We start from the raw sequence: 12,522 nt of genomic DNA, 5'->3' as shown, positions 1-12,522 counted from the left end.
GATGCGACGCGCCGAGAAGCAAGGTCCCCACCGACTCCTGGCCGCGGCCGCGGCCGCGATGCTGCTCGCCGCCGCCTGCGGAGGAGGCGGCGGCGAGCAGCAGACCGCGACGCCCCCGCCCGCCGGCGACGGAGCGGAGACCGCGGTACCCGACGCGGCCCCTGCGGTCCCTGACACGCCCGCCGCGCCCGACGAACCACCCGCGGCGCCGGCACCGCCTCCCGACAGTCCGGCCGCCGCACCCGAGGCACCGCCCGCGGCGCCCGACGCTCCACCGGCCACGACCGACGCGGCCCCCGCGGCACCCGACGCTCCACCGGCGGCGCCGGCCGCACCGCCGCCACCGAGCGACCCGCCTCCGCCGCCCGCCCCGATCGCGGCACCCGAGCCCAGCTCCGGGCCCGCCTACGGCGGCACGATCGTCTTCGGTGTGGAGGCCGAGACCCCCGACGGCTGGAACCCGACGACGACGACGTGCGCCGTGTCGTGCCATGCCGTCATGCGGGCGATCTTCGATCCGCTGGTCATCGAGGACGAGACCGGGACACCCCAGCCGTACCTGCTGGAATCCTTCGAGGCCAACGAGGACTACACCACCTGGACGTTCAGGATGCGCCCCGGCATCTCGTTCCACGATGGCACACCCGCGGACGCCCACGCTCTGGCCCGACACTTCCAGGGCGTCATGTCGAATCCTCTCGCCCAGCAGCTGTTCGACCGCGTGGAGGGTTGGGATGTGATCGACGACCTCACCCTGGACTTCCACAGCAACGCCCCGTTCGCCGGCCTGCCGGCCGGCATGACCGGCCAGATGGGCTATCTGGCGGCCCCGAGCCAGCACGACGATCCCGCCGGGGCGACCAATCCCGTCGGCACCGGTCCCTTCGTGTTCAAGTCGTGGATTCCCGACGACGAACTCGTCGTGGAACGCAACCCGAACTACTGGCGGACCGACGCCGAGGGCCGCGCCCTGCCCTACCTGGATCGCATCGTGTACCGCCCGTACGTGGAGCCGGACGCCCGCAGGCTGGCGCTGGGCACCGGTGACATCACGGTGACGCACTACGACCTCGGGCTGGACTTCGAGCACTACCGGGAGAACTTCAAGACCATCGAGGAGCAGAGCCTCCTCCAGACCCTCTACGTGCTGCTCAACAACGCCAGGGCGCCGTTCGACGACATCCGCGCCCGGCGAGCGCTGGCGCACTGCACCGACCACGGGACCTACAACCTGCTGCGCACCGCCGGCGAGTTCGACATCGCCAACGGTCCGTTCGCCCCCAGCACCCCCGGTTACCTCCCCGACACCGGGTTCCCGGGCTACGACCTCGAGGCGGGTCGGGCACTGTGGGCCGAGATTCCCGACCCGGGCACGATCACCCTCGGCACGACTCCCGACGCCCACTACCGGACCGGGGCGGAACTGCTCGCCCGGATGTGGGGCGACTGCGGCATCGACGTGAAGATCCAGCAACTCGACCAGGGAGCGCTGATCCTGAATGCCGTCATGGGGAACTTCCAGGCGGCCGTCTGGCGGAACCACAACGGCGCCACCGTGCAGAACGAGCGCATCTGGTGGGACTCCGCGTACACAGGATTCATCGCCATCAACATGGGGCGCATCAACAACCCGGAAGTCGACGCCGCCCTCGCCCGCGCCACGCAAACCGACGACCGCGACGAGTTGCGACAGATCGCCGAGGAGGTCAACCGCGCCCTCGCCGGCGGCGTGCACAACATCTGGCTGCACTGGGTGCGCTGGCTCATCCCCCACCAACACGAGGTCGAGAACCTGGGCCGGATCACGCTGCCGCCACCGGACGGCCGCCCGGTGCTGAACATCCTGGAAGGGCGGACGTTCCTCACCGAGACCTGGCTGTCCGAGTGACCCGCACCGAGACGCCGCCGCGGGTTTCGGGCCTCAGCGGCATGGCGGCGCTGCCGGCGGTCCTGCGGCGACTGGCCGGCAGGCTCGTGCAGACGGCGGTGGTGGTGGTCGTCGTCACCTTCGTCACCTACTGGATGCTCAGCCTGCTGCCCAGCGATCCGTGCTTCCTGTCGGTGGGCACGGGCGCCACGGAGGAACTCCTGGCGGAGTGCCGCGAGCGACTGGAACTCGACCGCGGCCTGTTCGCGCAGTACGGCGCCTGGCTTCAGAACATGCTCACCGGCGACCTCGGCGAGTCCTACCGCAACGGCATCGAGGTGACCGAGAGCCTGCGCGACAAGGCCCCGGTGACCCTCTGGCTGGTGCTGTACACCACCGTGCTGAGCATCGTCATCTCCGTCCCGCTGGGGATGCTGAGCGCGGTCCGGCGAGACACCTGGGTGGACCGCCTCCTCACCGGCGGGGCCTTCTCGCTGCTGGCGCTGCCGTCGTTCGTGCTGGGCGTGGTGCTGGCGCTGATCTTCGCCGCCAAGCTGGGGTGGTTCGACCTGGGCGGCTACGTCAGCCCCACGGCCGGCCTCCTGGCGCACTGGAAGTCCCTCGTGCTGCCGGTGGCCACTCTCACCGCGGGCATCATGCCGTTCTTCCTGCGCCTGCTGCGCAGCGACGTGATCACGACGCTGCAGGAAGACTTCGTGGAGGCGGCCCGGGCCAAGGGGCTGCCGCGCTGGTGGATCCTGCTGCGCCACGTGCTGCGCCCGTCGAGCTTCACGGTGGTGACCGTCGCCGGGCTCAACGCCGCCCAACTCATCAACGGCGCTCTGGTTGTGGAGATCATCTTCGACCTGGACGGCATGGGCACGTACCTCATCTCGGCGGTGTTCAACCAGGACTTCCTGGTCGTCCAGACTCTGGTCGCATTGATCGCGGCGGGCTTCGTGGCCACGAACATGCTGGTCGACGCCATGTATCCGTTGCTGGATCCGCGAGTGCGGGTGCGGAACCGATGAGGGCCCCGGCCATTCCCGGCCGCGACGGCCTCGCCGTCCTGCGGGGGCGGAAGGCCCGCGGCAGGGGCGCCGGCCGCCCGCGCCCGGCCGAGCAGCCGCTGGGCTTCTGGCTGGCGGTGATCTGGCTGGCGGCGCTGGCCTTCTTCGTGTTGTTCGCTCCGGTGCTGGGGTTCCTGGCCGACCCCGACGGCTACTCCCGGGACGTGCTGCAGGGAGTCGGGCGGTCGCACTGGTTCGGCACCGACGAGTTGGGCCGCGACATGTTCGCCCGGGTCGTCTGGGGGGGGCGCCTCTCGTTGCTGATCGCGGCGGTCGCCGTCGCGGTCGGGATCCTCATCGGCGGGCTGATGGGGCTGCTGGCCGGCTTCTTCGGCGGATGGGTCGACACGGCCCTCAGTGCCGTGATCAACATCCTGCTGTCGCTGCCGGCGCTGATCCTGGCGCTGTTCATCGTCACGGTGCTCGAGCAGAACACTCGCAACGTCATCATTGCGGTCACGATCCTGGCGGCGCGCGCCGTGGCGCGCATCGTCAGGGCGCAGACACTGCGCTTCCGCGAGCGGGAGTTCGTGACCGCGGCGCGGTGCATGGGGGCGCGCACGTCCCGGCTGCTGTTCCGCGAAGTGCTGCCCAACCTGATCCCCATCGTGGTGGCGTTCACCTTCCTGGGCCTGGGCCTGGTGATCGTGGGCGAGGGCGGGCTCAGCTTCATCGGCAAGAGCGTGCCTTCGCCTGCCATCACCTGGGGCGGCATCCTGGCGGTCGCCAAGGGCAAGCTCGCAGACGCTCCGCACCTGACGATCTACCCGGCCATCGTGATGTTCTGCACCCTGATGTCGGTCAACTACATCGGCGACACGCTGATGCGCCGCTTCGATGTCCGTCAGTCGCTGATCTGAGGGCGACCGGGAGGGTCTACGACAGCGCCGCCGGCTGCTCGCCCACGGTTCCGAGCCGGGGGTCGCCGCGCCGTCCCGGCGCTGCCTACCGCCGGTGCTACCGTTTGCACTGGAGCGGCGCGGCCCACCCCAGCTGAAGGGAGCATGACATGAAGAGTTACGTCAAGTCGTTGGACTCGTACAAGCTGTGCGGGCTGCTGCTGTTCGGGGGGATGCTCCTGACGTTCCTGTCGGGGGTCTTGGCACCAGGTCAGGGCATCGTCGCCCCCGTGACGCCCAGCAGCGACTTGGAGTCGTTCATGCAGGGCAGGCTCGATGCGAAGGTCGACAACGATGAATGGGCCCATATCACCGCAATCGGCTACGTCGCCGGACATCTCGCCATGCTGGGAGGAATCGCCGCGCTCTGGCCCAGCCGCCTGCGCCGCTCGCCGGCCACGGCACTGACGAGAGCCGGGCTGCTGGCCATCTCGGTCGGCGCTGCCGCGGGCGTCGCCGGAGCATTGGGTGACATGACGATGGTCGAGGTCATCAAGTACGGACGAACGCCAGGGATCGCCGATCAGGACTACTTCGGTTACGCCCAGGTCGTCAACATCTTCGACGTTGCGTTCGACTACGTGATCCTCCTGACGGTCTTCGCCGGATACCTCATGCTGGCGTGCGGTCTCGCACTGAGGTTCGGGGCGGGGAGACGCCGGAAAGCGCACCTCGGGATAGCGCTGATCTCCGGACTCGGACTCCTTCTCGCCTTCTTGGGCTACCACTTCCCGGACTCGTCGATGGTGCAGACCGCTGCCGGACTCCTCGTCGTGACGACCGGATGGCTCATGGTCCTCGGTGTGTGGATCTACAAGGAGGACGAGCAACTGCTGGGGGACTCGAAGGCCGACTAGCGGCACTCGCTTCGCGCCGACGGGTCCGCGGACCCGTCCCGAGCAGGCGGCGAGGCCACGTCAGAACGGACGGATCAGCCTCACAAGGTGCGCAGCCCGGCCTGCTGGCCGCCGTCACCGCTACAGCAGCGGCAGCACCTCCTCGCCGATGCGCAGGACGTGCTCGGCCGCCTCGTCGTAGGTCTCACCGGGGAAGTTCGGGAACAGCGTCAGGTGCTCCAGGCCACCGAGTCGCTCGCCGTAGTCGGCGATCCCCGCGGCCACGTCCTCCGCCGTTCCGACGATCCAGACCTTCTGGTCGAGGGATTCCTCGAGAGTGGGGATCAGGCCGGGTGCGGCCGGTCGGCCGTCCGCGGCCATGTAGCCCCGGCTCCAGCCGTAGGGGCCGAGGAACTTCCAGAACTCGTCGTGGCCGTCGCGGGCGTCCCGCAACGCCTGCTCGTGGGTGTCGGCCACGCGCACGTTCAGCACAAGCATGCGGTTCTCGCCCGGTGCCAGGGTCCGGCCGTGCTCCTTCTCGTAGAACTCGCCGAAGCGGCCCCACCAGTCGACCATGAAGTTGTGGTTGCGCAGCCAGAAGACGCCGCCCCAGCCGCGGCGGGGCACGTACTCCAGCGTGGGCGGCGACGTCACGGCCTGCCAGACGTCGTAGGGATACAGCGGGCGCGGCACCAGTGTGAGGTGCTGCACCGTGCCGCCCCGGTCGGGAATGCCCTCGGGCGGCAGGTCGTAGTACTTGCCGTGGTAGGCGAACGTCTCGTTCTCGAAGGCCGCCAGGATCACGTCGAGCGCCTCGTCGAACATCTCCCGGTTGATGCGGTCGGCATCGGCCTTGTCGGGGTTGTCGAAACTGCCGACGAACGTGCCGAGCGGTTCGGCCTCGCGGGGCACCGTGCCCCGCCCGACGCCCAGCACCCCCCGACCGCCGGAGAGATTGTGCATCGTGGCGAAGTCCTCGGCGAGGCGCAGCGGGTGCCACTGCGGCACGATGTTGAACAGCGCCCCGATCTTGATGCGCTCGGTGCGCTCGGCCAGCACGGCCCCGAAGAGCAGCGCGTTGGGCAGCACCTCGTAGCCCTCGTACTGGAAGTGGTGCTCGGTGAGCCAGAAGACATCGAATCCGGCCTGCTCGGCGGCCACACCCATGTCGAGCATGCGCTCGGACGCGTACCACATCTCCTGGGAGGTGTAGCGACGATCGGTGGGCACCGGAGGGCCGGCCCCCGCGTCGTCCATCTCCACCGCTCCGAAGAAGAAGACGCCCGTCTCCATTCCTGCCTCCTGCTTGGGTGATCGTCGCTTGCAGCGCCGCCGCCGGGTCCGCTCCCGGCGGTGGGGGACCGCGGCTGTCAGCCGTGGCCGAAAGACCCGCGCAGCGCCGCCGAGACGGCTCCGGTCAACTCCGCGAACTTGGCCTCGTAGCGCAACTGGGACGCACGGGGATACTCGAAGGGAATGTCGAAGCTCGCCACGATGCGCCCCGGCCGGGGCGACATCACCAGCACCCGCGTCGAGAGGTACACGGCCTCATAGATGGAGTGCGTGATGAACAGCGCGGCGAACTGCTCGCGCATGAACAGGGAGATCGTCTCCTCGTTCAGCCTCTCGCGGGTGATCTCGTCGAGCGCCCCGAAGGGCTCGTCGAACAGGAACACCGGGGGATTGAGAGTCAGCGTGCGCGCGATCGAGGCGCGCATGCGCATGCCGCCGGAGAGAGCCTTGGGGTAGTGCCCCTCGAACCCGTCGAGGCCGACGGTGTCGATGGCAGCCCTGGCGAGACGACGCCGTTGGTCGCGGGAATAGCCGTGCAACTCGCCCAGCAGTTCCACGTTCCCCAGGACGGTGCGCCACGGCATGAGCGTGGCATCCTGGAAGATGTACCCGATGCGGTCGCGGTCCACCTGCACGGACCCGCCCGTGGCACCGTCCAGATCCGAGGCGATTCGCAACAGTGTGGACTTTCCGCAGCCCGACGGCCCGACCAGCGTCACGAACTCACCTCGGCTCACCGAGAAGCTGACGCCCTCGAGTGCGTGCGTTCCGTCGGGAAAGACCTTGGAGACCCCGTCGAAGGTCAGGACCGCTGCACCGTTGGCGCCTCCGCGAGCGCTGCTGGTAGGTATTTCTCTCTCTTCCGGAGCCATGGCGGCGATCAGCCTACCGCTCCCCGCCCGGCGCGGCTGACGGCCTCCCCCACGGCGCGAGGACCCTCAACACGTCGTTCCGGCGGAGGCTGGAAACCGGCGACCGGCAAGCCGGCTCGCAGGGGACTCCGGCCCGAGGACGATCAGTCCAGACTCCGATCGCGCCAGGCGACGGTGGCCGCGACCTGGTTGAAAGTGAAGATGTGCAGCGCCCGGATGTCCAACGCGACCATGTGGGCGCTCAGCTGCACGAGCAGGTCATTGGGGTCGTAGTGGGGCGCGATCATCAGCCGGGTCACGGCCCGGCGGTTCTTGCGCAGGTAGCGCAGCGACTGGCCGATTCCCAGCCGTACCCCGATGCCGAGGAGCTTCGCTCGCTCGACGACGCCGGCCACGCCGAGATGGACCGGCAGGGTCATGCCCCCCCGGCGCTCGCGCTTCAGCCAACTCACGATCCGCGCCGGGTCGAAGCACATCTGGGTGCTGCAGTAGCCCTCCAACCCGGCCTCGGCAAGCACATCCTGCTTCCCGTTCAGCGCCTCGTGGAGGGTGGCGGGATCGATGAGGGGATGCCCGTCGGGATAGGCCGTCACTCCGACACGCCGCAGCCCGTGGTCCGTCTCGAGCAGGTCGGTGAGGAAGCTCAGCGCGTCGTGGTAGCGGCCCGGCTCGGTGACGTCTCCGCCGACGAGGAAGATCTCGTCGATCCCCATGGTGCGCAACCACGCGGCCAGGGCGCGTGTGTGCGTGCGGTCGCGAACCAGCCGGGCGGAGATGTGGGGGACGGCAGCGTGGCCGCCTGCGATCAGCCGCTCGGTGATCTCCTGCGTCGCCGCCATCCCCTTGACGGGGGAAGCGGTCACCGACACACGCGAACCGGGAGGCAGGGACTCGATCGCGGCGTCCAGACTGCGCAGCGGGATGACCTCGAAGCCGCTCGCCTCGATGACCGCCAGACGGGCGAGCCGATGCTCCGGTGCCTCACCGGCGAGCCGCCGGCGACGCGCGCTACCGGTCACTGTTCGTGCCCATCAGCTCAGACCCACGATGATGCGGGCCGTCGGAGTCGGAATCGATGCCCTTGGCCGCCCCGGACGACCCCCCAGGCCGAACGACCTGGCGCCTGGTGCCCATTGCGTCCATCAGCTCAGACCCACGATGATGCGGGCCGTCGGAGTCGATGTCGCCCCGCCGCCCATCAGCTCAGACCCACGATGTTCCCGTCGGCGTCGATGTCGATGCCCTTGGCCGCCGGGGCCCGTCCCAGGCCCGGCATCGTGCGCATCTCACCGCAGATGGGGTACACGAATCCCGCACCCACCGAGGCCCGCGCCTCGCGCACCGGCAGCGTCCAGCCCGTCGGCGCCCCCTTCAAGGAGGCATCGGAGGAGATCGACAGGTGGGTCTTGGCGATGCACACCGGCAGGTGCCCGAAGCCTGCTTCTGTGTAGGTCGCGAGCTGTTTGGCGGCCTGCGCCGAGTACTCCACGCCGTCCGCTCCGTAGACCTTGGTGGCGACGGCATGGATCTTGTCGGTGAGGGACGCCTCGTCGGGGTACAGCACCGCGAAGCAGCTCTCCTCCTCGGCCGCCTCGGCGGTGGCTTCGGCCAACTCGGCCGCGCCGCGGCCCCCGTCGGCGAAGTGCGTGGTCACCGTGGCGCGGACGCCGTACTCGGCCGCGATCTCGGCCACGGCGGCCAGGTCGGCGGGGTGGTCGTCGGGGAAGGCGTTGATGGCCACCACCGGCGTGCAGCCGTGCAGCTGGATGTTCTGGATCTGCTTGCGCAGGTTGTCGCCGCCGAGATGCACTTCGTCGGGGTTCTCGGCCAGCAGCGCCTCCGGCAGCGGCCGCCCCGCCACGATGCGATGGCGGCCCGAGTGTGCCTTCAGGCCGCGCACGGTGGCCACCAGCACCGCCGCGTCGGGCGCCAGCCCCGAGTAGCGGCACTTGATGTTGAAGAACCGCTCGGCGCCCATGTCGGCGCCGAACCCCGCCTCGGTCAGCAGGAAGTCGCTCATGGCGATGCCCACCTGGTCGGCCACGATCGAGGAGTTGCCGGTGGCGATGTTGCCGAAGGGCCCGGTGTGCACGAGTGCAGGCGTGTTCTCCAGGGTCTGCATCAGGTTGGGCTTGATCGCCTCGCGCAGGATGACCGCCATGGACCCGGCCACGCCGATCTCCTCGGCGGTCACCGGCGTCCCGGCGGACGTGTAGCCCACGACGGTGCGCCCCAGCCGGGCGCGCAGGTCCGCCAGGGAGTTGCACAACGCCAGGGTCGCCATGACCTCCGAGGCGGCGGTGATGTCGAAACCGCTCTCGCGGGGGACGCCGTCGAGCCGCCCGCCGAGCCCGATGGTCACGTTCCGCAGTGCCCGGTCGTTCACGTCCAGAACCCTGCGCCAGGTGATGTTGTGGATGTCCAGGCCTGCTTCGTTGCCGTGGTAGAGGTGCGCGTCCACCATGGCCGAGCACAGGTTGTGAGCCGCCGTGACGGCGTGCATGTCACCGGTGAGGTGGAGGTTGAACAACTCCATCGGCACGACCTGGCTGTAGCCGCCCCCCGCGGCGCCGCCCTTGATGCCGAAGGTGGGACCCATCGACGGCTGGCGGATGGCGATGGTGGCCGTGCGGCCGATGTGCTGGAACGCCTGTCCCAGCCCGACCGTCGTGGTGGTCTTGCCCTCCCCGAGCGGCGTGGGCGTGATCGCCGAGACCACGACGTAGCGCGCCCGCGGCCGGTCCACCATGGCCTCGACGGCGCTGAGGTCGACCTTGGCGGCGCCCTTGCCGTAGAACTCGAGGCTCTCGGTTGGAATACCGGCGCCCGCGGCGATCTCCTCCAGCGGCCGCAATCGGGCCTGCGACGCGATCTCCAGATCTGACGGAAATGCCATGGAGTCCCCTCCGGTATCCGGCCGTCGTTGGCTCGATCGTAGGTCCCCCAACCACCGGTCAGGGCGTCAGCACGCTAGGGTGCCTTGACCAGCGTTCCGTATTCTGGAACGATTCCATATTACAGAACGCAGCGGATCGCGGCAGCAGGGATTTCGGCCCTATGACCCATGGCTGGATCGGAGCGGCGTCCGCTCGGAAGGCACACGGAAGGGGCACTCGCTCCAGTGCCCTGCGGATCGCGGAGGCATGACGTGAGCGAAGTACCCGCCAAGGCGCGCTGCGTCGTCATCGGCGCCGGGATCGTGGGGAACTGCCTGGTGGGGCACCTGGCGAAGCTCGGGTGGGGTGACCTGGTGCTGCTCGACAAGGGTCCGCTGCCGAACCCGGGCGGCAGTACGGGCCATGCCTCCAACTTCATCTTCCCCGTGGATCACAACAAGGAGATGTGCCTGCTCGGCGAGCAGAGCGCGAACCAGTACCGGGACCTGGGTCTGTCGGTCGATTCCGGCGGGATCGAGGTGGCGCGCACGACTGAGCGCATGGATGAGTTCCAGCGTCGCATGACCTCGGCAACCGCCTGGGGAATCGAGGCGCACCTGCTCACGCCCGACGAGGTCAGCGAACTGGTGCCGTTCATCAACACCGACGTGATCCTGGGCGGGTTCTATTGCCCCACGGTCTCGGTCGTGGACTCCCTCGAGACCGGCACGCGCATGCGCCAACTGGCGGTCGACGCCGGTTGCCAGGTCTTCGCCAACACCGAAGTGCTCGACATCGGCACCGTCGACGGCCCCCTGTCCGGCACGCGCACGGTCTCATCGGTGGTCACCGACAAGGGCACGATCGAGACCGACTACGTCGTGATCGCCTGCGGCGTCTGGTCGAACAGGGTGGCCAACATGGCCGGCGCCTACATCCCGCTCGTACCCGCCGTGCATCAGATGGCCGACGTGGGCCCGATCGACGTGCTCGCCGAGACCAACAACGAGATCGGCTACCCCATAGTCCGCGACATGGACACCTTCTGCTACGAGCGCCAGTCGGCCGGCTCGATGGAGGTCGGATCGTACGCTCACCGGCCGATCCTGCACCATCCCGACGAAATCCCCTCCAACGACGAGGCGGCCCTGTCACCCACGGAGATGCCGTTCACGCCCGACGACTTCGACCCGCAGATGGAGGAGGCCATCGAGTTGATGGACATGCTCGGCGACGCCGAGATCCGCTACGCCATCAACGGACTGCTCTCGCTGACGCCCGACGCCATGCCGTGCCTCGGAGAGGTTCCCGAGGTGCGCAATCTCTGGTCGGCGGCGGCCATCTGGGTCAAGGAGGGACCGGGAATGGCCCAGGTGGTGGCCGAGTGGATGACCTTCGGCTACCCGCGGGTCATCGACACCCACGGCGCCGACGTGGCCCGCTTCTACCCCGAGGAGCGCAGCGACACCCACATCCGGGCACGGGCATCGGAGCACTTCAACAAGACCTACGGCATCGTGCACCCCTCCGAGCAGTGGGAGAGCCGGCGCAACCTGCGCGTCAGCCCGTACTTCTCACGCCAGCAGTCCCTGGGAGCGGAGTTCTTCCAGGCGCGCACCTGGGAGCGGCCCCAGTGGTTCGCATCCAACGCCGACCTCACCGAGCGCTACGGCCTCGAGGACCGGGAGGTGGAGTGGGACGACCGCTGGTGGAGCCCCATCACCATGGGCGAGCACCTCAACCTGCGGGAGAAATGCGGGCTGGTCGACCTCAGCGCCTTCCAGATCCTCGAGCTGTCCGGCCCGGGAGCCGTGACCTACGCCGACCGGCTGGCCGTGAACCGGATCGACGTGCCGGTGGGCCGCGCCGTCTACACGCCCTGGCTGACCCCCGACGGCGGCTTCCACTCCGACCTCACCATGATGCGCACGGGCGACGAGAAGGTGCGCATCGTGACCGGCGTCTTCGACGGCGGTCGCGATGAGTTCTGGGCGCGGCGACACATGCCCACCGACGGCTCGGTCACCCTCTCCAACCGCACCGAGGAGATCACCGCGCTCGGCCTGTGGGGGCCGAACGCGCCGGCCGTGCTGAGCGCCCTGTGTGACCATGGGTGGGGGGACGCTCCCTACGGTTCGGTCGTGAGCGTCGAGTTGGACTGCGGCAACCGGCGAATCGCCGCCGAACTGTTCCGCATCTCCTACGTGGGCGACACCGGCTGGGAGGTCTACACGGCGTGGGACGACGGGCCGGACCTCTGGGACGCGCTCATGGTTGCCGGCGCCGATCTGGGGATCCGGCCGACCGGCGGCGGCGTCTACGGCACGTCGGGTCGTCTGGAGAAGGGCTACCGCCTCATGGGCGCCGAACTGGAGAGCGAGTACAACCCCCAAGAGGCCGGCCTGGCACGGCCGCGGGTCAAGGCGGCCGACTTCATCGGCAAGGAGCCCTACGTCGCGGCCCGCGAGGCCGGTCCGCCCGAGGTGCGGATGTGCGTGCTGACCGTCGAGGACCACACCGACCGGCAGGGCCGCGAGCGTTACATGCAGGGGGGCAACGAGCCCATCCTGACCGCCGCCGGCGAGCGGATCACCGACAGTCACGGGCGGGTCTCAAGGGTCACCAGTGCCGGCCCCGGGCCCTCGGTGGGCAAGTACCTGCTGATGGGATACCTGCCGACCGAACTGGCCCAGGCGGGCACCGAACTCCAGGTCATGTACATGAACGAGTTGTTCCCGGTGCGCGTGGCCGGCACCGGCGCCGTCTTCGACCCCGACGACACCCGCCTCAGGGCCTGACGGTCCGGGTC

The 12,522-nt window shown here is 69.2% G+C and carries 9 protein-coding genes; 5 read left to right on the top strand and 4 right to left on the bottom strand.

Translation table 11 applies throughout. From position 1 onward, the window contains the following. Position 1 precedes the first annotated feature (1 nt). The 4 genes from OXG55_09295 to OXG55_09280 all read left to right on the top strand — a co-directional run bounded on the left by OXG55_09295 (position 2) and on the right by OXG55_09280 (position 4,693). Positions 2–1,888: an ABC transporter substrate-binding protein gene (locus tag OXG55_09295; protein ID MCY4103440.1), complete on the top strand. Its 1,887-nt coding sequence runs from the start codon at positions 2–4 to the stop codon at positions 1,886–1,888. After that, on the top strand, positions 1,885–2,898 hold the full coding sequence (locus OXG55_09290) for an ABC transporter permease (protein MCY4103439.1): 1,014 nt from the start codon (positions 1,885–1,887) through the stop codon (positions 2,896–2,898). The genes OXG55_09295 and OXG55_09290 overlap by 4 nt, the downstream gene beginning before the upstream one ends. Next, positions 2,895–3,797, top strand: a complete 903-nt coding sequence (locus OXG55_09285) for an ABC transporter permease (protein MCY4103438.1) — start codon at positions 2,895–2,897, stop codon at positions 3,795–3,797. The genes OXG55_09290 and OXG55_09285 overlap by 4 nt, the downstream gene beginning before the upstream one ends. A gap of 149 nt (positions 3,798–3,946) precedes the next feature. Then, positions 3,947–4,693, top strand: coding sequence for a hypothetical protein (locus OXG55_09280; protein ID MCY4103437.1), 747 nt, complete (start codon positions 3,947–3,949; stop codon positions 4,691–4,693). 120 nt (positions 4,694–4,813) lie between these two features. On the opposite strand, the gene OXG55_09275 is transcribed toward OXG55_09280, so the two are convergent. From OXG55_09275 to OXG55_09260, 4 genes are all read right to left on the bottom strand, one after another. Further along, complete coding sequence (locus tag OXG55_09275) at positions 4,814–5,965, bottom strand: LLM class flavin-dependent oxidoreductase (GenBank protein MCY4103436.1); 1,152 nt, start codon at positions 5,963–5,965, stop codon at positions 4,814–4,816. Between the two features lie 77 nt (positions 5,966–6,042). Next, positions 6,043–6,837 (bottom strand): ABC transporter ATP-binding protein, encoded by a 795-nt coding sequence (locus OXG55_09270; protein MCY4103435.1) that lies wholly within the window; start codon positions 6,835–6,837, stop codon positions 6,043–6,045. Positions 6,838–6,980: 143 nt separating this feature from the next. Beyond that, the gene (locus OXG55_09265; GenBank protein ID MCY4103434.1) at positions 6,981–7,856 is read right to left on the bottom strand and encodes a methylenetetrahydrofolate reductase; all 876 of its coding nucleotides are present in this window, start codon (positions 7,854–7,856) and stop codon (positions 6,981–6,983) included. Positions 7,857–8,035: 179 nt separating this feature from the next. Beyond that, positions 8,036–9,733 (bottom strand): formate--tetrahydrofolate ligase, encoded by a 1,698-nt coding sequence (locus OXG55_09260; GenBank protein ID MCY4103433.1) that lies wholly within the window; start codon positions 9,731–9,733, stop codon positions 8,036–8,038. A gap of 252 nt (positions 9,734–9,985) precedes the next feature. On the opposite strand from OXG55_09260, the gene OXG55_09255 reads away from it, so the two are divergent. After that, positions 9,986–12,511 (top strand): FAD-dependent oxidoreductase, encoded by a 2,526-nt coding sequence (locus OXG55_09255; GenBank protein MCY4103432.1) that lies wholly within the window; start codon positions 9,986–9,988, stop codon positions 12,509–12,511. The last annotated feature ends 11 nt before the right edge of the window (positions 12,512–12,522 follow it).

Source organism: bacterium, from assembly GCA_026708055.1.
In the GTDB taxonomy this organism is placed as follows: domain Bacteria; phylum Actinomycetota; class Acidimicrobiia; order Acidimicrobiales; family CATQHL01; genus VXNF01.
Note: the sequence above shows the minus strand (reverse complement) of the source record. Positions and strands in the feature narration are given on the sequence as shown.